Origin of the sequence: Acidaminococcus hominis, assembly GCF_900291475.1 — a bacterium.
GTDB classification, from domain to species: Bacteria; Bacillota; Negativicutes; order Acidaminococcales; family Acidaminococcaceae; genus Acidaminococcus; species Acidaminococcus hominis.
In genome coordinates, this window is sequence record NZ_OLMM01000004.1 from 34747 (window position 1) to 59151 (window position 24405).

General features: G+C 53.2%; 22 protein-coding genes and 1 pseudogene. 5 read left to right on the forward strand and 18 right to left on the reverse strand.

Annotation, left to right across the window (positions count from 1 at the left end):
- Positions 1 to 2: 2 nt before the first annotated feature.
- The 12 genes and pseudogenes from C7E10_RS12275 to C7E10_RS03725 form a co-directional block, all read right to left on the reverse strand.
- A pseudogene (locus C7E10_RS12275) lies at positions 3 to 1844 on the reverse strand (DUF2194 domain-containing protein).
- On the reverse strand, positions 1837 to 2733 hold the full coding sequence (locus tag C7E10_RS03680; RefSeq protein ID WP_105326007.1) for a hypothetical protein: 897 nt from the start codon (positions 2731 to 2733) through the stop codon (positions 1837 to 1839). Before C7E10_RS03680 ends, C7E10_RS12275 begins: the two are co-directional and overlap by 8 nt.
- Entirely contained in the window at positions 2730 to 4871 is a 2142-nt protein-coding gene (locus C7E10_RS03685; RefSeq protein ID WP_105326008.1) for an NAD-dependent epimerase/dehydratase family protein, read from the reverse strand. Before C7E10_RS03685 ends, C7E10_RS03680 begins: the two co-directional genes overlap by 4 nt.
- A 221-nt stretch (positions 4872 to 5092) precedes the next feature.
- A complete protein-coding gene (locus C7E10_RS12015) occupies positions 5093 to 5254 on the reverse strand; it encodes a hypothetical protein (RefSeq protein ID WP_160101811.1) in 162 nt (53 codons plus the stop codon).
- Entirely contained in the window at positions 5220 to 6656 is a 1437-nt protein-coding gene (locus C7E10_RS03690; protein WP_105326009.1) for a hypothetical protein, read from the reverse strand. The genes C7E10_RS12015 and C7E10_RS03690 overlap by 35 nt, the downstream gene beginning before the upstream one ends.
- Positions 6657 to 6692: 36 nt before the next feature.
- Positions 6693 to 7568, reverse strand: coding sequence for a DUF2971 domain-containing protein (locus C7E10_RS03695; RefSeq protein ID WP_105326010.1), 876 nt, complete (start codon positions 7566 to 7568; stop codon positions 6693 to 6695).
- 166 nt (positions 7569 to 7734) lie between these two features.
- Complete coding sequence (locus tag C7E10_RS03700) at positions 7735 to 9207, reverse strand: phosphoglucose isomerase-related protein (RefSeq protein ID WP_105326011.1); 1473 nt, start codon at positions 9205 to 9207, stop codon at positions 7735 to 7737.
- A 223-nt stretch (positions 9208 to 9430) separates the two neighbouring features.
- A complete protein-coding gene (locus C7E10_RS03705) occupies positions 9431 to 9970 on the reverse strand; it encodes a flavodoxin family protein (protein WP_105326012.1) in 540 nt (179 codons plus the stop codon).
- Positions 9971 to 10123: 153 nt separating this feature from the next.
- Positions 10124 to 10672 (reverse strand): nitroreductase family protein, encoded by a 549-nt coding sequence (locus tag C7E10_RS03710; protein ID WP_105326013.1) that lies wholly within the window; start codon positions 10670 to 10672, stop codon positions 10124 to 10126.
- 21 nt (positions 10673 to 10693) lie between these two features.
- Positions 10694 to 11557 (reverse strand): alpha/beta fold hydrolase, encoded by an 864-nt coding sequence (locus C7E10_RS03715; RefSeq protein WP_105326014.1) that lies wholly within the window; start codon positions 11555 to 11557, stop codon positions 10694 to 10696.
- Positions 11554 to 12060: an HD domain-containing protein gene (locus C7E10_RS03720; protein WP_105326015.1), complete on the reverse strand. Its 507-nt coding sequence runs from the start codon at positions 12058 to 12060 to the stop codon at positions 11554 to 11556. The genes C7E10_RS03715 and C7E10_RS03720 overlap by 4 nt, the downstream gene beginning before the upstream one ends.
- A 10-nt stretch (positions 12061 to 12070) precedes the next feature.
- Positions 12071 to 13222, reverse strand: coding sequence for an iron-containing alcohol dehydrogenase (locus tag C7E10_RS03725; protein WP_105326016.1), 1152 nt, complete (start codon positions 13220 to 13222; stop codon positions 12071 to 12073).
- 117 nt (positions 13223 to 13339) lie between these two features.
- Between C7E10_RS03725 and C7E10_RS03730 the strand changes: the two genes are divergently transcribed.
- The 3 genes from C7E10_RS03730 (at position 13340) to C7E10_RS03740 (ending at position 16323) form a co-directional block, all read left to right on the forward strand.
- Positions 13340 to 14191, forward strand: coding sequence for a LysR family transcriptional regulator (locus C7E10_RS03730; protein WP_105326017.1), 852 nt, complete (start codon positions 13340 to 13342; stop codon positions 14189 to 14191).
- 456 nt (positions 14192 to 14647) lie between these two features.
- Complete coding sequence (locus C7E10_RS03735; RefSeq protein WP_105326018.1) at positions 14648 to 15409, forward strand: helix-turn-helix domain-containing protein; 762 nt, start codon at positions 14648 to 14650, stop codon at positions 15407 to 15409.
- Positions 15410 to 15432: 23 nt separating this feature from the next.
- The gene (locus C7E10_RS03740) at positions 15433 to 16323 is read left to right on the forward strand and encodes an IS3 family transposase (protein WP_268802631.1); all 891 of its coding nucleotides are present in this window, start codon (positions 15433 to 15435) and stop codon (positions 16321 to 16323) included.
- Positions 16324 to 16435: 112 nt separating this feature from the next.
- Here the strand turns inward: C7E10_RS03740 and C7E10_RS03745 are convergent, their stop codons facing one another.
- From C7E10_RS03745 to C7E10_RS03765, 5 genes are all read right to left on the reverse strand, one after another.
- Entirely contained in the window at positions 16436 to 17317 is an 882-nt protein-coding gene (locus C7E10_RS03745) for an SIR2 family NAD-dependent protein deacylase (RefSeq protein WP_105326020.1), read from the reverse strand.
- A complete protein-coding gene (locus C7E10_RS03750; RefSeq protein ID WP_105326021.1) occupies positions 17259 to 18041 on the reverse strand; it encodes a protein-ADP-ribose hydrolase in 783 nt (260 codons plus the stop codon). The genes C7E10_RS03745 and C7E10_RS03750 overlap by 59 nt, the downstream gene beginning before the upstream one ends.
- 33 nt (positions 18042 to 18074) lie before the next feature.
- Positions 18075 to 18470, reverse strand: a complete 396-nt coding sequence (locus tag C7E10_RS03755; protein WP_105326022.1) for a pyridoxamine 5'-phosphate oxidase family protein — start codon at positions 18468 to 18470, stop codon at positions 18075 to 18077.
- Positions 18471 to 18768: 298 nt separating this feature from the next.
- Positions 18769 to 19308, reverse strand: a complete 540-nt coding sequence (locus tag C7E10_RS03760) for a YgjV family protein (protein ID WP_105326023.1) — start codon at positions 19306 to 19308, stop codon at positions 18769 to 18771.
- Positions 19309 to 19467: 159 nt separating this feature from the next.
- Positions 19468 to 20328: a fumarylacetoacetate hydrolase family protein gene (locus C7E10_RS03765; protein ID WP_105326024.1), complete on the reverse strand. Its 861-nt coding sequence runs from the start codon at positions 20326 to 20328 to the stop codon at positions 19468 to 19470.
- Positions 20329 to 20478: 150 nt separating this feature from the next.
- On the opposite strand from C7E10_RS03765, the gene C7E10_RS03770 reads away from it, so the two are divergent.
- Together C7E10_RS03770 and C7E10_RS03775 are read left to right on the forward strand one after the other, a co-directional pair.
- Complete coding sequence (locus C7E10_RS03770; protein WP_105326025.1) at positions 20479 to 20664, forward strand: hypothetical protein; 186 nt, start codon at positions 20479 to 20481, stop codon at positions 20662 to 20664.
- A gap of 1128 nt (positions 20665 to 21792) precedes the next feature.
- A complete protein-coding gene (locus C7E10_RS03775) occupies positions 21793 to 23478 on the forward strand; it encodes a carbon starvation CstA family protein (protein ID WP_105326026.1) in 1686 nt (561 codons plus the stop codon).
- Positions 23479 to 23803: 325 nt separating this feature from the next.
- Here C7E10_RS03775 and C7E10_RS03780 read toward each other — a convergent pair whose 3' ends face one another.
- Positions 23804 to 24178, reverse strand: coding sequence for a hypothetical protein (locus tag C7E10_RS03780; protein WP_105326027.1), 375 nt, complete (start codon positions 24176 to 24178; stop codon positions 23804 to 23806).
- Positions 24179 to 24405: the final 227 nt, after the last annotated feature.

A 24405-nucleotide genomic window follows, 5' to 3' on the forward strand; every position in this document is an offset into this window, starting at 1 on the left:
TTCTAGTTTTTCCAGTAGATCCGGGCCACCGGATCCGTCACTTCCACAAAATACACCCCGTCCTCCACCTTGTTCACCCGGCAGCCCTGGACATGGTCCAAGGTTCGCTGGGAACGCAGCAGGAAGCGGGCCGACCGAATATAGTTCCGGCAATGGAGCACCAGCATTTCAGGAGAACGCTCCATCCGGTAATCCAAATCGTAATACGTGTCAAAATAGGGCAGGCTTTCCGATACCGTTACCGCCTTCAGCCAGGGATAGCGCTGGGACAGCTCCCGGACAAAGTCCTCCAGACTGTCGTGCATCTGCTTCCAGGACAGCTTGGCACTTTCCTCTTAGAACATTTCGTCCGGATGGATAAAATGGTTGAAGACCCCCAGGTCATTGATGGCGCTGATTTCCCCATAGACGGCGGACTGGTCCGGTACGTACCCCGAGGAAATCCGGGGAATATCGTAATACCCGCCCCGCTCCCGGCGAAAGTTCTGGTAATAGGCGTGCTCGTCCGCTGGCCCATCGTACAGGGAAGCAAAAATCTTCAGTTCCGGGAACACTTTTTTCAGGGCGTCCTTGCCCATGGGGCTAAGAATATTGGAAGGCGGCACATAAACTTCAAAACTATATTCCGGATAGGCCTGGTACACATACCGGCGCAGCTCCGTTAGGGCTGCCTGGATATCTTCTTCGCTGGTCCAGGGCACGTAGTCCGGCTCATGGTCCTGGTAGCCCGGAGGCACCAGAGGCTGGTGATTGTACCCGTGCAGGCCCATTTCCCCGCCCATGTTCAGCAAATCGTGGCCATAGACCACTAGCGCGTCCCGGGCATTCCGGCCGTTTTGCGGTTCAAAGGGCGGATGCACCCGGTCATTGTAGCTTTCAATAATGACCCCGGTAAACTTGATTTTTTCCCGCTGGGCCAATTGCTTCATAAACGGCCACCAGGCCTTCCGGTAAAAGTCCGAGGTGGACAATCCCGTTTCCTGGTAGATTTTGTCATAATAGCCCTCCGGCACCGGCGCCGGGAAATCATCAATAAAGAAAATCTTTACCCCCACCACCGGATACAGGGTATCCGTACCGCAGTGGGCCAGCATGGCCATCAGGATTCCCCGGTTGGACTTGTCCTCCCGTTCCACCCCGTTGTAGAAATACATTTCTCCCTGGCCCAGGGGTTCCTGCCACACCAGGGGCACGCTGCCGCTCCGGTCGGTGATATGGACCACCGCCTCCGGGCCCAATTCCACAGGTAGTACATAGGTATTGTAGGACCGGCCAGTGACAATTTCTTCGCCCTTGGCCCCAATGAGAAAATTGGTGCGCATGGATAGGCCCGTCACGCTTTGGGGCTTTCCGTTTCCCTTGAGGCCTGTTATGCCCAGCTGCCGCAGGGTTTCCGGGGCCAGGGGCTTATCCCCCTCCAGTTCCAGCTGCTGGAGCACCACCAGCGTTCCCCCCTGCTGCACATATTGCAGAATCTGGGGCAGGGCCGCAACGGCCCCCAGCCGGCCAGTAGTTACCACAACCCCCTGGGTATCCTGGGGAATGGCCATGCTTTGCCGCAGATCCACACTCTCAAAATGTTTCTTTTTGGCCTGGAGGGTCCGTTCTGCATTGTGTCGGCAGAACATACTCCGGACACTGGTGGGATCATAAATGACAATATAGTTTTCTACCGGCAGATTTTCCACCTGGCTCCAATCCACCTGCACCGGCAGATTTTCAATCCGGCGGAACTTGTTGGCCGCCGGGTTCAGGTGCAGGAAGCCGTCCAGCCGGGTATATTGGAAAAAGCACCCCAAAAGGACCACCACAAAAAACAGTGCGTAAATTCCCCGCTTATTCATGGTACACCTCCCGGTCCCAGTACCGCAGCACCTTCAGAGCCTCCGGCGACAGCGCCTTGGGCAGTGCCTTCAGTTCCTGGATGCAGGCCTGGAGCGCTTCCGGCTCCCGTTTGGCCTGGTGCAACCGGATTTCCATGAGGATGGGCCGCTCGTCTTCCGGGTGACCCGCCCTAAAGCTCCGGCACACCGCTGCCGCTTCTTCCGTCCGGTGCTGGGCCAAAAGGGCCTTGATTTCTTCTTCGTAGTAAATGGATTTTTCCGGCATTTTCTGGGCCAGCACCTCCAGTACCCGGATATAGGCTTCCTGCTGCCGTGCCCGGGTAGCTGCGTCCCCGTAGCCGCTGGACAAAAACCGCTTCAGGCACCCAGCGTACCGGTCCATCAGTTCATGGTTGTCGGGAGCTGCCGTCTTTAGCTGTTCTTCCAGTTGGTGGATTTTCTCCCCCAGGCTTTCCATTTTGGCCGTCAGCAGGGACACGGCATAATAGGCAATTTCCCGATCCTCATCCTGAATGGCCCGGCGCAAAATGGCCTGGTTGGTGACCACATCCTGCTTGATAGAATCCGTAAAAAGCTGCCGCTTCAGCTGGGAATTACCCAGCAGATACACATCATTTAACGGCACCATATTCCCGTTGTAGTCCCGGTCCCCCAGGGCAAAGTCCGTCCCCGGGTCCCGGTCTTCCAGGGTATGGCCTCCGTTGATGCCAAAAAAGGTGGAAAATAGCTGTACCAGGGTAAGCAGCACCACGCCGGCCACGGGCACCAGCAAAACAATCAGCAGTTCTGCCAGCTTCTGGTACCGGTTCTTGCCGGACCAGTGCAGATAGCCCCCGTACAGGACTGCCGTCAGGGCATAAAGGCCCCCAAACAGTTCACTCCCGGTCATAGGATATCCCTGCTTTCTCCCGTCCTGAGGCCAGCCTTTTCCAGGCGGTCCCGCACCAGCTTCAGGGTAGCCTCGGTGCAGTCCGGCAGCAGTACCCAGGCTTTGTTTTCCCACAGGCCAATAAAGTCCTCGGCCCGGATTTTTCCTTCCAGCAGGGTATCCAGCTGTTCGTAGTCCCCGCCCTGGGGCGCCGCCACCTCCAGCAACTTGATGGCATAATCCCGCTGGAGCTCCCGGCGCTTCCGGTATTCTTCCCGGATTTTGGCAAATTCTGCTTCCTTGAGAATGCGAGTTCCTGGCAGGCACCGAGCTTTTTGGGTTTCCAGTTCCCAGGCATAGGCCCGGGCCAAAGAAGACGACACCAGCCGGGCCGTAATGGAAAGCAGATTCTGCTGGTACAGGCTCCACTGATCAAAATTCAGGTCGTACACCTGGATTACTGCCCAAACCTGCCCCTGATACAAAATGGGAGCCGCCAGGTCTGGAGCATTGGCGCTGAGCTCCCGGTTCACAAACAGGCTCTTGCCGGCCAGTACGGACTTCAAATATGGATAATCCGCCACCTTCAGGGACCGGGACTGCTTCAGCGTGTCCTGCCCCACCCGCACCTTTTGGCGCAGATACTGCCGGTTGTGGCTCACCACGTAGATGATCACATTCTCCACGTTCAAAATCTCCGCCGTTACCACCGCCGTCTGGGTGTACAGGTTTTCCGGTTCCGCCGAATCCAGTTTCTGCAAAATATAGTACAGCCGGCCAATACTGTCGTCTGAGTTGACGATTTGCCGGTACAGCTGGTCCTTTACCTGGACATTTTCTTCAAACAAATTCCGTAAAAAGGCATACTTCTCCTGGTCGTGCTTTTCCTGCCACTTGGCCGCCGCCAGCTTAAAGTTTTCTTCTTCCCGAAAGTATGCCGTTACCATCCCCACAAAGGCATAGGATACCAGATGGATCAAATGCTGGGGCAGGTACAGCAGCGTCAGCAGGGTGGAATCCAGCACCAACATCCGCCGGGCAAAAATCAAAACAGAAAACAATACCGCAATCAGCGCCTGTCGCTGGCCGTAGAGAAGCCCCATCACGGCAATATATACATAGCACAAATCAAAACCCGTCAGGCTGCTTACCGTGTCCCCCTGGAGATACTGGAACCCCAGCATCAGGAGCGCTCCGGCCACATTTTCCGCATAGGGCAGCCGCTCCTGGTTGAATCGGTCCTGCCAGGAATGGTGCTGCCGTTTTTCTGCGTTCTCCTGTTCCAGCCGCAGCGCTTCCTGCAAGCTGGCATAAATGCTCTGCAGCCCCGTCTTTAACGGCTGCTTTGCCCGCCAGCCAATTTCCCGGGCTGCCCGGTCACTGTTCAGCTGGGCCTGGCCGTAGGGCTGGAACTGGTCCGGGTCCACCTTGGGCAGGTACGGTACAAAGGTAGCGGCCAATTGGCAAAACTGGTCATAGGTCAGTCCCTGGCCCGTACCCAAATGCAGCAGGTCGCCCTGATAATCCCGCTGGAGCAGCTGGATAATCCCGTAAAACAGATCCTGGGTGGCCAAAAAATCCCGGGGATATTCCTGGTCACACCGGGGCATCAGGGTATTGCCTGCCACCGCCCGGAAAAAGCTTCCGATAAAGCCACTCTGGGCCCGCTTGCCCGGCCCGTACACCTCCGGCACCCGCAAAATCGTCAGTTTCAGCTTGCTGTATTTTTTCCAGGCCAGTGCCAGCGCTTCCAGCCGGGCCAGCAGCTGTCCATGCTCCTCTGCCGGGTTGGGTGCCAGTTCTTCCGTGGCATCTTGGGTTCCCGGGGCAAACACCTCAGCCCCGGAAATCAGGAGAATCCGGTCCACCTTGCTTTTTTCTGCCAGGGACAGGATTCTTTCCAGATGGGCAGCCGTATCCGGTCCCTGTGCCGCCCGGAGATTCACCAAAAGCAGATTGGGTTTCTGGACCTGAAAGACCTGGGCGGCCCCCTCCTCCATTACGTCCACCTGATACGTCCGTGCCCCTTCATATGTTCCCGGGTTCTTACCCAGAAACAGCACCTGCCAATTTTCCTTCTGAAACAAATTGGAAAGGTTCAGGGCCACCGTTTCCCGCATTCCAATGCACAATACCGTTCTGCGCCTAGCTGCCGTCATGGACCCGCCTCCTTTCCTTTATCACCAGTTCAGTGCCCAAAAGGGCCCCTGTTTTTTTCCTTGCCGGCATTTTCCCACCAGCCGTTTTCCCTTAGCTCCTTTCGTCAGTCCCCTGGATTTTAGGAATATTTTTCAGGAGACTCCCTAAGAGAAACGGCATTCCTGTATTTTAGCAACAAACATTCGTTATATTATACTTCTAATCATTCTACCATAGTTGACTAGGAGTTGGCCAATTCTTTTAACGCTATCCCCTGCCAAAAAGAATAAAAAGCGAAAGAAATTCCTTCTTTCCAAATAAAAACGTCAGGGAAAAATGCTTCCATTTTTTCCCTGACGCGTTCTTCTTTAATTACACAGCTGGTGGCTCCAGCCCAAATCATGCCACTGTTCTTCCACCTGCTGGGCCACTTCCTGGCACAAAGCATTGCCGCAGTGCAGCGCCGCATGGACCAGGTCTTCCCCCACTCCGGGGAAGCCATACAGCTGTCCCACTACCATAGCCAGCTGCATATAGGCCAGTTCCAGCTCCAGTTCGTCGCCGCCCGGCTGCACCCTTCCCGCTGCCAGGGCTTCTAACGGCAGTGCCTTTTCGTACAGCCCCGTCAGCTCCTGATTGTGCAATTGGTCCGTGGTTAACGCATAGGACAGCAGTTCCACATTCCCCAGCGGGTCTTCCCGCACCAGCTTTTCCGCCGCCGGGTGGTAGGGCAGTTCCAGGGCCCGGGCCAGTTCAAACCCTTCCCCCTGCTCCATGGCCTTGATTACCACTTCCGCACAGGCGAAGGTGGTCAAAAGCTTGCCGCCCTTGGTGACCAGCCCCGTCATGCCCGGCTGGTCCTTGTGCTGCTCCCCGAACTGGACCACATGCCAAATGGTCTGGTATTCCTTCCAGCTGAGCTTCCGTTCCAGGGCCTGTTCCAAATAATGGTTCAGCAGCCCCAAGGGATCCGGCCACTCCGAAATCCCCGGAATGGGCTCATCCTGGAGCAGCCCTTCAACCAATACGCTGGCCCCCCGGAAGGCTGCTTCCGAAATTTTCTCGGCCTGGCGCAGCACCTCATCCAGCTTCACATCCGTGGCAATCATGAGAGCCGTATATTCCGGGTTCACATCATTGTCCCAGCCCTGTTCCAACATCCAGTGCTGTACCTCCGCAGGCTCCGGATCCAGCACTTCCATGGCAAAAATCCGGCCCCAGCCGTACACGTGCTGGATCAGCTCAAAAATCATTTCCTGGGAATCATCCCACTGGACCATATTCCGCAGGGCAAACAGCGTGAATTCATTGCATTGGGCCAGGTCCAAAATCTGGCGGCCCACTTCCATATCGTATTCCGAAGGATAGTATTCCAGCAGGGTAAGGGCAAACTTCACCAATTCAATCCGGTCCGTTTCCACTAACAGATGCTTGGCAAAATAAATCAGGTCGCCTACCACAGCCTGATCCTGCTGGCCGATGAACTCGTGGACCATGCCCACCAAAGGATTCATCAGCTCCTCATCTTCGTCAAAGAAGGCATTCAGGGCTTTCAGGGCTTCTCCAAACTGCTTGTCCCGCAGCTTTTCCAAAATCTCCAGCAGTTCCTGGCTGGTCTCTTCTCCCGGATCCGGTCCCGTCAGGTTGCCCTCCATAAAACCATCGGCATACACCAGTTTTTCCCCTGGACTGCGCCGATGGGCCCGCAGGGAAAACTCCCGAGGCAGCTTCAGATTGGGGTCCAAATTGTGTTCAATTACTTCATAAATGGAAGGGCTTGGCAGATTCATTACTTTTTCCGTCATCCGAGTTCTCCTTTTGGTTCAGCAGAGTTTCCAGTCCTAGCGATAGGAACTCATAGAAACTCCAATTTCAATGTTTTTATCGTCATAGCCAGAAGCACCCAGAAAAATCTTCAGTACATCCTGATGATTCTTCATCTCGTTTTTCGGCCCGATGACAATCCGTTTGATACAGTCCGCCGCAAAGGGCATCTCCGTATAGGAAATGATTTGATCCCGCTCACCCCGGAACCGGATCTGCTGATAGGCTTTTTCATTCTGCTTTACCATGTTCCCGTTCTCATCTTTCAGGAGAATGGGCAGCCACAGTGCCCGCAGCTCCCGCTCAAATTGAAAGCTGTCGTTTTTGCAGTAGTAGCGCAGGGAAGAAAAAGCCGCATCATCTGCAATGGCCCGGCGAATTTCCGGCCCGGTGAAATGTCTTCCCCGGGTCAGCCGCATCCGGATCCAGTTCTTGGCCAAAGGCATAAACCGTTCCGTATGGGCCTCATTCATGTAGATGACTTCCTTCAAAAAATACTTGTTGGGGAAATCCGCATTCAAATGCACGCTGTGGGTATCGAAGTTCATCTTGGAGGGCGCAAACCCAATGGCAAACCCCCGGCCATCGTCCGCATAGGAACGCCATTGGGGCAGCAAATCCCCTTCCGAAGAAAAACACCCCAGAAAAATAAAGCAGGCCGAATGGTGATAATACAAGTCCCTGGCCTGGGCCATCTGGTCCTGGGCCACTTCCCCGTCCCGTACCAGCTCTGCCAAAGCCCGTTCAAACACCGGATCCAGCATCTGGTTTTCCCAGGCGTCATTGGTAAATGAAGCCTCTGTCAGCCACAGATTTCGGTTCTTCATAATATTCATAAATCCATCTACAGAGCAATAGTGGTAGATGATTCGATCTTCCGCAATGGGTGACATAGTTCAGGCTTCCTTTCTACACGATTCCAGCATAGATTTTATCATATTTTCCCCTGGATAAAAAGGAATCCCGCCGGATTTGTTGACGCAGAAAGCAGAGTTTTGGGCAAAGCAAAAAGACGTACCGTTTTCCAGATACTAGAAAGCGCTACGTCTGTTCTATATTTCAGCTAGGCTCGGGCTTCGCTGCCTGCAAAGAGGGAATCAATTTTCCCTGCATCAATTTCTTATACACTTCCACCCCGGGCTGATCATAGGCATCTACATTGGCCAGTTCCCCTTCGTAGCCAATGCTCAGCATCAGGAAATAGAATAGCTGCCCCAAATAGTATTCGTTGAGGAGCGGCAGGGAAATCAGTCCGCTTGGCCGGTTGTCTCCGGCCAGGGCCTCCTGGTTGGCCTCCAGGGCCGCCTTCAGTGCCGTCCCCACATCCAGTCCTTCGTACCGATTGTACTCCGGGATTTCCGGGAAAGGATTGTGCAGGGCAATCTTGTTCTGGCGATTCTCCACAAACAGGAACTGCACCACCTTGTCCCTGCGCCCGTCCTGGTGGAGCTGGGTCTGGGCGTGCATATCCGTGGTGCCAATGGCCACCACCGGCGTCCGGCCGTAGAACACCGTCTCCCCGTTCCGGTTCTGCCGTTTTCCCAGGGATTCTGCCAAAAGCTGCACATACCATTCTCCCAGGGCCTTCAGCCGCATCACGTAGGGCATGAAAATTTCCACCGGACAGCCATGGTTTTTGGCCGCCGCATACTTCAGCACCGCATTGCACAGGGCCGGGTTGTCCCACACGGTGCTTCCCTGGCACCACCAGTCCATATCCCGGGCGCCCTGCAGCAGTTTTTCCAGATCCATACCCAGCACCGCCGCCGTCAACAGCCCCGGGGTGGACAGTACACTGAACCGTCCCCCCACACCCTCCGGCACGTCAAACAGCGGCCACTGGTGCTCCGCCGCCAGCCGGTTGAGGGGCCCGTTGGCTGCCCGGGCGTCCGTCACCACTGCGCCTCCCACTTGGAACAGCTGCGCCTCCCGGTGCAGAGTATCCCAGAAATGGAGAAAGGCCGTCGTGGTCTCCAGGGTGGTTCCCGACTTGGAAATGGGCAGCAGCAGTACCCGGTACGCCCGGTGTTCCGTGACCTGCAGCAGCCGGGCCGCCAGTACCAGCCGCTCATATACCCGATCCAAATCTTCCGCATCCAGGTTGTTGCCGCTAAAGAAAATTTCCGGTTCCCGGCCCTTTTCCTCCCGGGGCCAATAGGCGCTGGCGTGACAATCATACAGCACCTTGCCCCCCAGATAGGAGCCCCCTACCCCGCAAAAAACCACCGCATCGTACTTTTGCCGCACCGCCTGCCCAAAGGCCGTCAGTTCCTGGAGCAGCTCCGGGGTATTGGGGTGCCCCTCTGCCACATAGGGCAGCCAGGCATAGTACACCGGCTCCGGGGACCCAGCCTTGGACAAATGCCCCTTGGCCAAACCCGCCTGCCGCAGCTGTGCCAGCCCTTCTGCCGCCTGCTGCACCCGCTCAGTCAGACCAGTCAGTTCTTCTGCATCAACCCATCCCTCCCCATACAGATTAGACACATCAAACACAAAACCAGAAGGCAGCGTAAACCGTCTACATTCCTCCATAAAAACCCCTTCCCCCAGCCATATTCGTTATTGTTACTATATCATCTAACCTGCCTGCCGAAAAGAGGAAAGTACACGCCCCTGCAAAACCGTGCAAATTTTGCACCAGTTGGAACAAAGTACCGGGAAATCTTTAGCAAAGTAAAGCAAAGAAAAGTTTGTACGCAACAAAAAAGACCTGGAAAATGAACGTTCATTTTCCAAGCCTCTTCCCTTAACGCCGTTACACGTTCCTGCCCAGCTCCTCTGCTTCCGCAAGCGCCGGCTGGTTCTTTACCTCTCCAGGCAGGGTCACACCTCCCGCAAACACCGTACCCCGGAGCTGCGCCTTGGCAAAGCAGTCCACCCAGCCCTGGATGACCGTTTCCGCCCCCTGGGGGGTAGCAGGATCAGCTTCCGCCGCTGCGCTGAGAAAATAAATATCCCGGAACTGATAGTCCGCAGGAAACAGCGGGTTGGCCCGGTCCAGCAGCGTCTTCAGCTGCCCGGAGATGCTGTAATAATAGATGGGAGATGCAAAGGCAAGCACCTGGCTCTCCTTCATTTTAACCACAATCGCCGGGGCAGCATCCTTGAGCACGCATTGCTGGGTCTTTTGACAGGACAGGCAGCCAATGCAAAATTGCAGCTCCTTGCCTTGCAGGCTCACAAACTCCACTTCATTTCCCGCTTCCTCAGCCCCTTTGGCAAAGGCCCGGGCCAACGCCTCCGAATTGCTGTTTTTCCGCAAACTGCTGGAAATCACAAGAACTTTTTTAGACATATTTCCTCCCCCTACAGCTTAACCTCGTTTTTGTCATCGTATCGCTTTATATTATAAGCTTATACCGGTTCTATAACAAATACTTTGCCTTTATGTAGAGTCATGCCTAAAACGTATAAAAGCAGTGACCAGCTGATGTTGTTTTACCTTGTTTCAGCCTTCCCGGTAGGACAGCAGCGTATCCAGCGCCTTGCGTTTGGGCATGGCCGGTACCGCTGCCGGATGCCCCAAGGCAATCAGCGCCGAAACGGACTGTCCTTCCGGCACCCCCACCACCTGGGCCACCTTGGCCTCATCATAGATGCCCATGACCACCGTTCCCAGCCCCAGCTGGTGAGCGGCTAGGCACAGGGTCTGGGCCGAAATTCCCGCGTCAAAGGACTGCCAATGGGTCCCCTTGGAGGTGGTGAAAGAACCATCTCGTTCGTACCCGGACCTGCCGTCCACGGTGGTCAGCACCACCAGACAGGGAGCGTGCAAAATGGTGTTGTAGTTGCCTTTGAAACCCAGAATACATTCTTCCGCCAGCTGGGTCAGCTTGGCCCGATCATACACCGCAATAAACCGGGAGGTTTGGGTGTTCTTCCAGCTAGGCGCATAGGCGGCCAATTGGATAATCTGTTCCAGCTCCTCATGACTTACCGGCTGGTCGGTGAATTGCCGGACGGACCGGCGCGTTTTGATGCAATCGATGGTTTCCATACTGACTCCTTTGGTTCTTTTTTATTTTGTTCCTTGGCACAAGGGCTTGGCAAACTCCCGGATGGCCTGGGCAATTTCCTCACAGCAGGATTCCAGGGCAAAATGGCCGCTGTTCACCAGTTTGATGACGGCCTGGGGCAGATCCCGCTGGAAAGCCAGAGCCCCGGCAGGAATAAAGGACGGATCGTTCTTCCCCCATACCGCCAAAAGCGGCGGCTGCTCCTTGCGCAGGTACTTCTGAAAGGCCGGGTACAGCTTCACATTGTTTTGGTAGTCGAAAAGCAAATCTGCCTGGATTTCTGCATACTCCGGCCGCTGGGTATAGAAAATATCCAGGGAATACCCGTCTGGAGACACACTGCCCGGCTCCGTGCCAAAGGTATACTGGCCATAAATGGTCTCCGGGGCAAAAGCACTTTTGTACTGCTCCCGGAGTTCCGGCGTGGGATGCCCCCAATACGCCTTCCGAGCGGCCCACTTGGCCCCCAGCCCTTCCTCGTACACGTTGCCGTTCTGGCTGATGATGCCTCGGATCCAGTCTGGATGCCGACCGGCAATCCGAAGCCCAATGGGTGCCCCATAGTCAAACACATACAGAAAGAAAGAATGCAGCCCCAAGGCCTCCAAAAAGCCCTCCACCACTTCCGTCAGGTGGTCAAAGGTATAGGCAAAAGCCTTGCGGGAAGGAATGGCCGATTGGCCAAAGCCCGGGTAATCCGGGGCGTACATATGAAAATCCTGTTCCAGCCGGGGCAGCAGGTCCCGGAACATATGGCTGGCCGAGGGAAAGCCGTGGAGCAGCACCAGCACCGGCTTCTCCGGATTTCCAGCCTCCCGGTAAAAAATATCCAGCCCCTGCACTTTGATGGTATGAAATGTCGTCATGATTTCTCCTTTAGGCCAAACATGGTATTCAGCAATTTGCGGCCTTCGGCCGTCCGAAAAATTCTATCCCGAAAATTGGCCACAGCCGTCAGCGGCAGCTGCTTTTCGTAGGCATTCACCATAAAATCCACCTCCACCAGCACCTGGAAAGCCAAACTGTCAATGGCCCCGTACTGGTGATGATGCCCCACTATAAACTGCACCCGCTCTACCTGCTCCCGGGTATACCCCAAGGGTTCCAGTACGGAAGGAACTTCCTGTACCCCCAGGGCTTCGTGGTATTGCCGGAACGCCGCCCCATACAGGGCCTCCGCCTTCCGGGCGCCTATATCGTGGACCAGGGCCGTGGTTTCCAGGAGAAACAGTGCTTCCCCTTCCAGCCCCTCCAGCTGCCCCAATAGCCGGGCCAGGCTGTGCACCTTCAGCAGGTGCTGCAGCCGTTTGGGATCTCCCTGATTATAAATCGCCATAGCAAGCTTCAGCCGTTCCAAGGGTTCCAGCATAAGGGCCTCCTTACCACAATTTCCTGTACAATTCTTTCAGCACGCCCGCATTCAGTACCCGCCGGGTATTGGCAGGACTGCCGCTGTTCATAGCGTCTTCTGCCATCTTGTCGATTTGGGCAAAGAAAGCCGCCCGGTCAACGCCGTATTCGGCCAAAGTGGGTACCTGGCAGGTCTCGCACAGGTCCCGCACCGCTGCCAAAAAGGCTTCCGCAGCCGCCTGGTCCGGCAAAGAGACCTCTGCGGCCCCCACGGCCCGGCCCAAGGCAGCAAACCGCTCATACGTTCCCGGCAGGGCGTATTCCAGGCAGACCCCCAGCAGCATGGCGTTGGAAAGTCCATGGGGCACGTGGAATAGCGCTCCAATGGGCCGGCTCATGCCATGGACCAGGGTCACCGAGGAATTGTTGAAGGCCATGCCCGCTTCCAGGGCCGCCATAGCCATTTCTTCCCGAGCCTCAGCGTTCTTCCCCTCCCGATAGGCGGTGGGCAGATTGGCAAAAATCCGTTTCACCGCAGACAGGGCCAGGGTGTCCGTCAGAGGCTGGGCCTTTTTGGAGGTATAGGCCTCAATGCTGTGGGTCAGCGCGTCCAGGCCCGTGGAAGCCGTTACCCTGGCAGGAGCCGACAGCGACAGCGCCGGATCCACCACGGCCAGGTCCGGCAGCAGGGCCGCCCCTTTCAGCAGCATTTTTACCTGGGTTGCCGTATCAGTAATAATGGTAAACTGGGTAGCTTCCGAACCGGTGCCCGCCGTGGTGGGAATGGCAACCATCCCCGGCAGCGGCCCGGCAATCTCCTTGCCCAGGTAATCCGACAGCTTCCCAGGATGCACCGCCAGCACCCCAATGGCCTTCATGGCATCCAGAGGACTGCCGCCCCCCAGACCTATGAGAAAATCACAGCCCGCAGCCCGGTATTCCCGGAGCCCTTCCAGAATCATGGTATCCGTGGGTTCCCCGGAAATCCCGTCGTACAGCACCAGCCCAATGCCCTGCTGCTCCAGCAGTTTTTCCACCCGGCCCGCCGTACCGTCCTTTACCGCATGCTTGCCCGTAACCAATAGAGCCTTTTTCCCATAACTTTCCAGCCCGCTGCCCAGAACTTCCAGGGCTCCCGGGCCCGTAACCACCTTTTTCGGAATGCAAAATACTCTGCTCATATGCTTCTCTCCTTTTGCTAATGCTAGTTTACACCCATTCAGGGCTGTGGTATATTATTAAATATATAACCTGCAATCTTATTTTTATATATCACATCAAGAAACAGGAGGCAGACCATGGATCTCCAAGAACTAAAATTTTTCCGGGCCGTTGCAGCCGAAGGCAGCCTGTCCAAAGCCGCCCAAAAACTGAACTACGCCCAATCCAACCTGTCCACCAAAATCAGCCAGCTGGAAAAAGAACTCCATACCGAACTGTTCCATCGCTGCAGCCACGGCGTCACCCTGACCCCCAAAGGAGAACAGCTGCTCCAGTATGCAGAAAAACTCCTGAACCTGGCCGCCGAAACCGAAGCCGTCCTGAAAGACGACGGCACCGCCAAAGGCAGCCTGACCCTGGGCTCCATGGAATCCACCGCCATGACCCTGCTGCCCCCGCTCCTGTCCCGCTACCATGCGGAAAATCCCCAGGTGTCCCTGCGCATCCAGACCGGCACCACTGCCGCTTCCCTCCAGGGCGTTTTGGACCATACCCTGGACGGAGCCTTTGCCGCCGGTCCCCTGCGCCATCCCGGGCTGGGCACCAAACTGGTCCAGACCGAACGGCTGGTGCTGGTAACCCCCAAGGGCAGCAGCCGGGCCCCCGCAGAAGCCCTGCTCCGCCAGCCCCTTCTGGTGTTCCCCCAGGGCTGCTCCTACCGCAAAACCCTGGAAGCCTGCCTGTCCTCCCGGGAACTCCTTCCCGAAAAGATTATCGAATTTACCTCCCTGGGAGCCATCTTGGCCAGCGTCAGCGCCGGCCTGGGCATCAGCCTGTTCCCCGAAGCCGTGGTCAGTGCCTTTGCGGCCGCCGGCACCCTGGACCTGCAGCCACTGCCCAAGCCCTTTGACACCCTGCCCACCCTGTTCATCTATCGTAAGGACGGCTTCATGGAACAATCCCTGCGCCAGCTATTGGCTCTTTTGTAATACAACTCTATCATAGCAAAGGAAAGCAAAAAATAAAGAGGCAATAAAAAATGGGGGGGGGAAAATAATACTTACCCCCGAAAGAAAAATGGCTTGCGAACTTAAATGAGTTCGCAAGCCATTTTTCTTGTTCTTTATAACTGTATCCTAACAAACTTCCTCAGGCAGTCCTGCGGACTGTCAGCCCCTACAACGCTTGGCGCTCAGCTCCAATTCTCAAGGCTATATGCCGCAGAGAATTGGTTAATATGAGCCGTGTGATAGCGGCCTGCAAAGCGAACCCGCAGGGTGAAGCTGCGCAGCGAGCCGCGAACCACTTTGGCTAGCAGCGAACCGCTCAGGGGCCATTCATAACCGTCAGAACTCCAGTGTTTATCAATACGGGTACTATAACTATAGTTCAGACTTTACTTGACCAGCAGCGGCCTAGCATGCCTCCTTCAAGCGTGGTATGCTATGAATAAAGTAGACTGGCATATAGTTAAACCTCCTGGATTCGTTGAAAGGAGAGTATGTAAAATGTCTATATCGAAAGTCAGTGCAGAGGATAAATTAAAGGCTGTCAAAGCTGTTCTTGCTCATGAAGAATCACCAATGGTTTCTGCAAAAAGGTTAGGGGTTCACTGGAAAGCAGTACAGTATTGGGTAGATGAATATATAGGAAATGGTCCTGAGGTATTTAACAAAAGACAGGTTAAAAGTTATTCTGCTGATCTTAAGATCCAATGCGTAGAGGAATATCTTAAGGGCGAAACGACTATGTCCCAGCTGGTACAAAAATACGGATTAAAAAGTTCTCGTCAAATCAGAGACTGGTTAAAGAAGTATAATAGTCATGAGGAACTAAAAAGTTCGGGTACTGGAGGTGCCAAGATCATGACTAAAGCTAGACAAACGACCTTTGACGAGCGCGTTGAAATCGTAAAATACTGCATTGAAAACGGGAATGCTTACCATGAAACCGCTGAAAAGTTTAAGGTTTCCTACCAGCAAGTCAGAAATTACGTCTTAAAATATAATAAGTACAATACCGAAGGACTCGTAGATGGGCGCGGACACAGGAAGCCAGTAGAAGTCCCTGAAGAAGCCCCTACAGAATATGAGTGTATGAAAGCTGAACTCAAACTGGCTAATGCAAAACTCAAAGCCAAGGATATGGAGATTGATTTCCTAAAAAAACTCGATATTGTGGAAAGGAGGCGGGATTCACACAAATAAGATATGGAGCCATTTATGAAGCCATTAAAGAACTGCACGCTGAAAAGAATTACCCTATTCTTGGCCTGTGCAAATTGGGAAAAGTGTCCCGGGCCGGCTACTACAAATGGCTTCATAGAGAGCCTTCAGCACGCGAAATTGACGACAAGGAAATTGCTAAAAGAATAGAAGAGATATACAAGGCTGACCCAGCTAAAGGGTACAGACGAATAGCTGATGACTTACGAGCCCCAAATAAGAAGATCTATCCTGACACGAAACCAATAGCAATTGGTGACGGTCGCGTTCTTCATCTTTGTCGAGTGATAAATATAAAGTCTACGATTAAATATGCCCCTAAGGGCTGCACCCAGCGTGCAATAGATCCTGCATACATTGCAGAAAATATCTTGAATAGGGAATTTAAAGCCGATGCCCCTAACCAGAAATGGTGTACTGACGTCTCAGAATTTCACTACTATGAGGGGGTAGTTGTGCATAAGGTATATCTGAGCGCGATTATTGACCTGTATGACAGACGAATTGTTTCCTATGTGATAAGCAACCGGAACGATAAAAATTTGGTATTCAATACCTTCAATAAGGCATTGTTGAAAAACCATGGCGCGCATCCCCTGTTTCACTCTGACCGGGGATTCCAATACACCTGCAGGGATTTCCGCAAGATGATTCTAGATGCTGGTATGACGCAGAGTATGTCACGGATAGGAAAATGCATTGATAATGGCCCGATGGAAGGCTTCTGGGGCATGCTGAAAAGAGAACGGTACTATACTCGTGACTTCGACAGCCGTAAAGCTTTGGTAACGATGATTAATAACTACATGGAGTATTACAACAGTGGCCGTTTGCAGCGGAATTTGGGCCGTTTGACCCCTATGCAAAAACATAATAGCTACCAAATGGCGGCGTAGAGGTTTATATTATTAGGAACTGTCTACTTGACGGGGAGCACACCAGCGTGAAGGAGGTGGGGCCGAGGGGCCTCGGAGGAAGTTCCATTATTTCACAGCCCCATTTTTTATCTCATGATTTCAGCGCTCCCAGCACATCCCCCACATCCCCGTTGATGCAGATGGCCTGCTGGGCAATTTCCGTAGGAGCCCCTGCCTGACCGTAGTTCAGACAGGCGTACACCGCCTGGGGATTGTCCTTGGTCAGCCGCCAAAAAGGATACTTGATAATGCCCGGGGTGTTGAAGCCCACCCCCAGCTCCAGGTACAGGACCTTGCCCTGCCGGTGCTGCTGGCCAAACTGGTCATACCGCTTGGCCGCCCGGTACCAGCCTGCATCCTGGACAAAGGTGTCATCACTGCGCAGGTTCATGGCCATAGGCCGTCCGCATTTGGGGCAATGGGGCACCAGTTCCTTAGGCACCTTCCGGTCCCGCTGCCGGGCGACCATTTCCCGGACCACTGCCTCGTTGTCATAGGTTTCCTGGTGACAGGGCTCCGAGCACTGCCACAGCCCGTAGTCCCCCTGGGTGTAGAACAGTCTCTCCTTGGCAAACCCCGCCCTTTGGAAACAATGATCCACATTGGTGGTCAGGACAAAATATTCCTTGCCTTCCACCAACTGGAGCAGCTGCTGATACACCGGCTTGGGAATGGGCACGTACCGGTTATAGTAAATGTACCGGCTCCAAAAGCCCCAGGTTTCCTCCGGCGTCCGGTAGGGATAGAAACCCGCCTCGTACATATTGGAAAACTGGTAGGCAGCAATAAAGTCCGGAAACAGCTGCTGGAACCTTTCACCGCTGTAGGTATACCCGGCAGAGGTGGATAGCCCAGCCCCTGCCCCAATCACCACGGCGTCCGCTGCCCGCAGCGCCTCCTGCAGCCGTTCCAGCTTAGCGGACTGTTCCCAGGAGCCCCTGGTAGAGGGCGTAATCCTCTGCTGTGAACACATTGAAAATCACCTTCTTCACAGAACTTTCCTGCTGCAAAAATTTCCGCACGGTCCGTACCGCCAGCTGGGCCGCTGCAGCCTGGGGAAAATGGAATACCCCTGTGGAAATGCAGCAAAACGCCACACTGGCAAGCCCCTGCTGGGCCGCCAGTTTCAGGCAGCTGTTGTAGCAGGAAACCAGCAATGCCCGGTCCCGGTCCGTCACCGGGCCTTGGACAATGGGTCCCACCGTATGGAGTACATAGCGGCAGGGCAGATTGAAAGCCGGCGTCAGCTTGGCCTGGCCCGTAGGTTCCGGGTGCCCCTGCTCAGCCATCAGCTGGGCACAGGACAGCCGCAGCTCCACCCCGGCAAAGGAGTGAATGCAGTTGTCGATGCAGTGGTGGTTGGGCCGGTAGCAGCCGGTCAATCCGCTGTTGGCCGCATTGACAATGGCGTCACAGGCCAGCCGGGTAATATCCCCCTGCCACAAATAAAGCCCCGGCTCCCGGGGCTGCAGGTCTTCCACCCGCACCATGCCCCGTTCCTGGAGCCGCTCCTGCAAATAGGCATCCTGCACCGCCAGAAACTCCTGGCTCACCGGAGCCGGCGGCCGCACATTCAGCAGCCCCCGAAGCAGGAAACGCTGCTCCTCCGCACCTTCCGGCACGGCAATTTCCTGATACTCCGGCCATTCCGCCAAAAGCTGCCGGATTAACTCCACCCGTCTTTCTTCCTGGGTCAACTTCCTCACCCCTTTCTCTGCCCGCTGCGTCAGTTAGAATTCATAGGGCGGTTTGCCGGAAAAGTCCGCAATCACCCCGTGGGGATCTTCCAAATAGAATACCACGAAAATCGGATTGTCCGCCGTATGGTACTGGCTCTTTACAATGGGATTCTCCATACAGGCTTCCTTGATGGCCTGATTGTCCTCAAACACCGCTTTCCCAGACAGCCGCAGCCAGGCATATTTGGGAGAAGCAACCGTCACCTGCACATAAGGATTGGCCTGCATATCCTTGTACACTTCCTTGGTGTTGTTGGTGCAGAACCACAGCTTGCCGTCCCGCTCCAGGCTAAACATAAACGGCCGGCATTTGGCCTTGCCATCCCGGCCCACCGTAGCCAGATATTGTACCGGATTCTCTTTCAGAAATTCTACTACCTTGTTCATAATAGCTCCTCCTTTGGCTTCCCGTTTCCAGGAAAATCGTGCTGTTTGATGTAATGCTTTCATTTACATTGATAATATACCATCATTTTGACGTAATGTAAAGAGTTACATCAAAAATTTTGCCAGGATTTACTATTTTTTCTAAACCCAATATTCTTCCATAACCAATCTCAGGCTGCCATTTTCAAGGCTTGGTCTGAAAGTTCTCATAAAAGCCCCACAGAGCGGGCAATGCGTTTTTTTGTTGACCCACAGCATTTTTTGTCAGGGGAGCAAATACCAATTACAAAGCCAGGTTTTAGCTTTCAATTTTATCACCATCTAAAGCGGACCATCCGAAACGCACTATTGATACCACAATAGCAACAATGGTTATGCTTTCGTTCAAAACGCCTCCCCAGGATTTTACCAGCACATCATAAAACAGCATGCCTGGTGCATTGACAAAAAGATTTGCCAGCCTTATTTTTCTGGCATTATTGGTCCAATAGGCAATTGTTCCCGCAATTGTCCCTATTACAGGGAGAACACTTTTCCATCCACTCCAGGTGAATATAGCTGCAAAAACCACTAATATGGAAAAAATGACAACCCAGCCTTTCCAGCGTACCACTTTATATTCCTTGTATTTGGTAAGCATAATATTTCTGATAATGTTAATCAGCAGGCTAATACTCCCACTATAGGCCCCAAGCATTACAAATTGTAATCCAAAAGCCAAGCAGCCCAGCGTCTGTAGAATAAACAGCTTCCGGTTTGACCTTACCTGATACGATATAAGAAATAATATTACACCAATAAACCCTACGCCCTGCACCAAAATAGTATTCTCTCCCATATTGCTTCGAACCTCATCCATTCCAGTTTATAATCCGCGGCCTTATAAACGCCCTGCAAACCTTTTCTACTTCACCAGGAGCAGCCATCTATACAAAAACGGCCAGAGAAAAAGGAAATTTCCTTTTCTCTGACCGTTTGCGTTTTTCGCTTTTCTTCCTTATTTCACCGTATTCCGCAGGGTTCCAATGCCTTCAATGTAGCATTCCACCACATCCCCGCTTTTCAGGAACACCTGAGGGTGCATCCCGATGCCCGTCCCGGAGGGAGTACCCGTGGCAATAATTGTCCCCACCTGCAAGGTCATCCCTTTGGACAGCTCGCTGATGATATAGGGAATCCCGTGTACCAGGTACCGGGTATTGCTGTCCTGGCGCAGTTCCCCATTGACCCGGCACTGCAAGTTCAGAGCCGGCGGGAACGGGAATTCGTCCGCCGTAACAATGCACGGTCCCAGGGGAGCGAAGGTATCCAGGCTCTTCCCAAAATACCATTGCTTATGCCGGGTCTGCAAATCCCGGGCGCTGACATCGTTGATGATGGTGTACCCGAATACGTAGTCCATGGCATCTTCCTCGGACACATTGCTGGCTTCCTTACCAATGATCACTGCCAATTCACATTCGTAGTCCAGCTTTTCCACAAAACCAAAGTGCCCGTCAATATAGCCATCCGGATCCACACACCGGTTGGCCCGTTTGGAGAAATACACCGGCACATTCCGTTCCCGAATCTTTTCCGGGTCGAAATCCTTGGGCAGCTCCTCATCATGGGCCCGGTAGTTGATGCCCAGGCAAATGATATCATTCCGGGGCTGGGTAATGGGAGCCAGCAGCTTCACCTTGTCCAAGGGAACTGCGCCCATTTCCATCCGGGCGATGGCCAGCAACTCTTCAAAATTTGAATGTTTCAGTAAATCATACAAATTAGAAAATTTATTTGCCGGAATTACGTGCTTCTGGTCTTCAGAGATAATGCCCACTTGCTCGTCATTATCGTATACAAAGGTAACGATTTTCAAATTGTACCACTCCCCTATGTGTTGTATATATATTTTACCTGTTTTGTGGTAAAATTACTAGGAAGAATTGGCTCTTTTTGCAAGAATTGTATGTTTTTTTTGCCAAACTGTATATTTCTCTGCTATCACTTTTCTAAAGGAAGGATTAAAATGCTAAGCACTTGGTACACCGATGACGGCCATGGCGACTACAACAGAAGCTATGAGCAGCATCAAGATTTCGACTACACCGACTACTCCACCGACCACCGGGAGAATAACTTCCGGAACTATGAGTGGAAAATTCCCAAATCCAAAAAAGAACGGATCAAAAATATTTTGAACCACTACGAATGAAAAAGCGTCCTGAAGGGGGTGTAAAATAACGAAACTTCTATCGTCGTTCGTTCCTTATTACCTTCAACATTTGAGAGTCGCATCCGGTCGTCCAGTGCAATGTAATAATGGAGGACCGGCTAATGCGACCTCTGTGATAGCATTCCAAGAAGCAAGCTCGTAGAGCGAAGCTGATTGGTACAATGCGAACCACTATGGGGAAGGTACCGCACAACGTGCGGCGGAAAGGGCGGCGACACTTCCTACAGCGGTTCGCTGCTAGCCATTCATTATCGCCTTGCAGGCTCAATTCCTGGGCAGCTATCGCATGGGCCTTATTGACCAAACAGCCACTTGCAAAATTTATCTGGCTGTTTGGATGCGGCCGCAACGCTTGCAGGAAGCGTTCCAGACCTCTACTGGTCAAGTGACAGAGAAGTGTAGTGCTAGTATTTACATACCGAGATTTCATTTCAATACCCGTTTACCACATGACTCGTATTGACCAAAGACTGGCCCGGCAAAGCGTTGCGCTCACATCCAAGAGCATGTCAGTTTATCAAAATGCTCTTGGCTAATGTGAGCCATGTGATAGTAGCCCAAGAAGCAAGCCCGCAGGGCGCGGCTGATTGGAGTGCTGCGAACCACTAAGGGGCCGTCAGTCCGTAGGACTGACTGAGGAAGTTTATTAGATACGATTATGAAGAATAAAACGACTTGCGAACTCATTTGAGCTTGCAAGTCGTTTTTTCTTTCGGTAGTAAGTAGTATTTCACACCCCCAGGGCGTTTTTTTGCGGCCTGGCACTTCCTTTTCCTACTCCTTTGCTAAAAATACAAAAATATTCCCCATTTTTGTCACAATTTAAAGTGTAACGTTATTGAGAATCGTTATCTGCTTACCGTCCATCTCCACCGTACATAAAACGGGATTTTTTCGTGAAAATTCCTTATACAGAGGACAATTTTTCGACAATTTCCTTTCCCTCTCCGTGAATGCATAACACTTTTTAGAAAAACAGTGTACAGTATACAAATAATTGTTGACAACCGCCTGTGCAGGTGGTAAATTACCTAACTATAAAGCTTTATATCCTACACACGCGGCCCCTATCCAGGCGCCCTATTTTTTTCAAAGGAGTGAATGAAGATGAACGGATTAACGCTTGTATGTCTTTCAATCGTCATCTTTGCCTGTGCCTATCTGCTCTATGGCCGTTGGCTGGTAAAGACCTGGGGAATCGACCCCAATGCAAAAACCCCTGCTTATCGTTTACGAGATGATGAGGATTACACCCCCGCTTCCCGCTTTACGGTATTTGCCCATCAATTTTCTTCCATTACAGGTGCAGGCCCTGTCACTGGCCCGATTATTGCCGCTATGTTTGGTTGGCTTCCCGCTTTCTTATGGATTCTTATCGGCGGCATTTTCTTCGGTGCAGTACAGGATTTCACTTCCTTGTATGCTTCTGTCAAAAACGACGGCAAGTCCATGGGCAAGCTCATTGAACAATACGTGGGCAAAACCGGTGCCAAAATGTTCCTGATGTTTGGCTGGCTGTTCTCCCTGCTGGTAATCGCCGCCTTCTCCGACATTATGGCCAGCACCTTCAACGGCTTTGCCAAAGACGGTGCCCTGATGGCCCCTAACGCCGCAGCCGGTTCCATCTCCATGCTGTACATCGGCGTTGCCGTAATTTTCGGCATTGTTACCCGTCGTTTCCACATTACCGGTGCCAAGGAACTGGTGCTGGGCCTGGTCTGCATTTTCGCCATGATCAGCTTCGGTATTGCCCATCCCCTGTTTGCCAGCCGTACCACCTGGCTGTACGTCACCTACGGCTACTGCTTCCTGGCTTCCATCCTGCCCATGTGGCTGCTGATTCAGCCCCGGGACTACCTGAGCGTATTCCTGCTGCTGGGCATGATCCTGGCCGGCGTTCTGGGCATCATCGTAGGCAATCCCTCCATCAATATGCCCGCCTTCACTTCTTTTGAAGTAGGCAACCGGCCCCTGTTCCCCATCCTGTTTATCACCATCGCCTGCGGCGCCGTTTCCGGCTTCCACAGCCTGGTATCCTCCGGAACCTCCTCCAAGACCATTTCCAATGAAAAGGATATGCTTCCTGTTGGCTACGGTTCCATGCTGATTGAATCCACCCTGGGCGTAGTTTCCCTGGTTATTGCCTGCTCCGTGGCAACCAACGGCGTACTGCCCAAAGCTACCCCCTTTGCCATCTTCGGTTCTGCCATCGGCGGTTACTTCTCCATGTTTGGTATCCCGCCCTTTATCAGCACCTGCATCGTGACCATGTGCGTATCCGCCCTAGCCATGACCACCATTGACGCCGTTACCCGTATCGGCCGCATGATGATCCAGGAACTGATGGCCCCGGAACCCGGCGAAGTACAGCCTGCCTGGAAGAAATTCCTCAGCAACACCTACGTTTCCACCATCATCACCCTGATTCCCAGCTACCTGCTGTGCCTGGGCGGCTACCTGAATATCTGGCCCCTGTTTGGCGCTGCCAACCAACTGCTGTCCGCACTGGTACTCATCGGCCTGGCCGTCTTCCTGCGCACCACCGGCCGCAAGAGCTGGATGCTCTACTTCCCCATGACCTTCATGTTCGTGGTGACCATGAGCGCCCTGTGCCTGTCCATCTATGGCGTTTACACCAAGATTATGGCCGGTACCTTCGCCGTAATGGTGGAAGGTCTCCAGCTGGTAGTAGCCCTGGCCCTGATGTTTCTGGCCATTATGGTGGTAAAGAACTGCACCAGAGAGCTCTTTAACGCCGGCACTTCCAAGAACACCGCAGCCGTAAAATCCTAATACAGTGAGTCCAAATCCCCGTCAGCACTAAAGCTGGCGGGGATTTTTTTGGCAGCAGCTTTCTACTTGCCCCCTGGCACCAAATCCTGTATACTCCAACTAACAAAATTCATCTAGGAAGATTTTGCCATTTTCTTCTCTTCAAATCATTTCAAGGGAAGATTTCGCTATTTTCTTCCATCATTTTTCGCATTTTCCCCTGATGTGGGAAGCTTCTTCCCACATGGTTTTTCCAAAAGTATTGCATAAACCCAAAAAGGAGCCGGACAAAAATGAAATCCATTTTTGTCCAGCTCCTTTTTATTTGTCTATTTTCCCTATACTCTTACCGCTCCGCCTTGCCAAACCGGCCAAACAGCAGCAGCGTAATCCCTGCGGTAATGCCCAGCAAAATCACCCGGGGCGCATAGTTCCGCAACAGTATAGCCCAGGACGGAAAGAAATTGGCCACGTAGAAAGGAAACAGCCAGATTCCAAACAGTTCCCCTGCATACGTCCGCTGCAGCAGCCCGGACCGCTTCAGGGCAAAAGCCAGTACCGTCAAAGACACGGTCACCAGGAGCGCCGAGCCCCCTGCTCCCATAAGAGCCGGAAGAAAGCCCTGGGGATCCAGCAAATATTGCAGCCCCGCCTGATGAAACGCCGCCCCGGCCCCAGCACAGGCAGCCACCGATACCAACAAAACAATCAATGCTTTCACGTTTTACTCCTTTTTCCAGAGAGCCTTGGCTCCATAAACAATCTAACTTACAATACAATACTATACTATAGATTTTACCACCGTGCAAGCAAATCTGCGGCCACAGGGCAGCTTCCTTTCCCGGAAAAAGCAGGATTCCCAGCCCCCCCAAAAGGGGACGGGAACCCTGCTTTTGTTCTTCCTTACTGACTCTTTTTTTCTTAAACCCTGTGCCAAAGGCGCTCTTG

Coding starts and splice junctions, on each gene's coding strand:
- C7E10_RS03770 (WP_105326025.1), top strand. CDS start 20,479: ATGCTAAGCACTTGGTACACCGATGACGGCCATGGCGACTACAACAGA.
- C7E10_RS03755 (WP_105326022.1), bottom strand. CDS start 18,470: ATGAACAAGGTAGTAGAATTTCTGAAAGAGAATCCGGTACAATATCTG.
- C7E10_RS03775 (WP_105326026.1), top strand. CDS start 21,793: ATGAACGGATTAACGCTTGTATGTCTTTCAATCGTCATCTTTGCCTGT.
- C7E10_RS03685 (WP_105326008.1), bottom strand. CDS start 4,871: ATGACGGCAGCTAGGCGCAGAACGGTATTGTGCATTGGAATGCGGGAA.
- C7E10_RS03710 (WP_105326013.1), bottom strand. CDS start 10,672: ATGGAAACCATCGATTGCATCAAAACGCGCCGGTCCGTCCGGCAATTC.
- C7E10_RS03705 (WP_105326012.1), bottom strand. CDS start 9,970: ATGTCTAAAAAAGTTCTTGTGATTTCCAGCAGTTTGCGGAAAAACAGC.
- C7E10_RS03760 (WP_105326023.1), bottom strand. CDS start 19,308: ATGGGAGAGAATACTATTTTGGTGCAGGGCGTAGGGTTTATTGGTGTA.
- C7E10_RS03695 (WP_105326010.1), bottom strand. CDS start 7,568: ATGTCACCCATTGCGGAAGATCGAATCATCTACCACTATTGCTCTGTA.
- C7E10_RS12015 (WP_160101811.1), bottom strand. CDS start 5,254: ATGATTTGGGCTGGAGCCACCAGCTGTGTAATTAAAGAAGAACGCGTC.
- C7E10_RS03725 (WP_105326016.1), bottom strand. CDS start 13,222: ATGAGCAGAGTATTTTGCATTCCGAAAAAGGTGGTTACGGGCCCGGGA.
- C7E10_RS03715 (WP_105326014.1), bottom strand. CDS start 11,557: ATGACGACATTTCATACCATCAAAGTGCAGGGGCTGGATATTTTTTAC.
- C7E10_RS03730 (WP_105326017.1), top strand. CDS start 13,340: ATGGATCTCCAAGAACTAAAATTTTTCCGGGCCGTTGCAGCCGAAGGC.
- C7E10_RS03735 (WP_105326018.1), top strand. CDS start 14,648: ATGAATAAAGTAGACTGGCATATAGTTAAACCTCCTGGATTCGTTGAA.
- C7E10_RS03745 (WP_105326020.1), bottom strand. CDS start 17,317: ATGTGTTCACAGCAGAGGATTACGCCCTCTACCAGGGGCTCCTGGGAA.
- C7E10_RS03720 (WP_105326015.1), bottom strand. CDS start 12,060: ATGCTGGAACCCTTGGAACGGCTGAAGCTTGCTATGGCGATTTATAAT.
- C7E10_RS03680 (WP_105326007.1), bottom strand. CDS start 2,733: ATGACCGGGAGTGAACTGTTTGGGGGCCTTTATGCCCTGACGGCAGTC.
- C7E10_RS03700 (WP_105326011.1), bottom strand. CDS start 9,207: ATGGAGGAATGTAGACGGTTTACGCTGCCTTCTGGTTTTGTGTTTGAT.
- C7E10_RS03690 (WP_105326009.1), bottom strand. CDS start 6,656: ATGACGGAAAAAGTAATGAATCTGCCAAGCCCTTCCATTTATGAAGTA.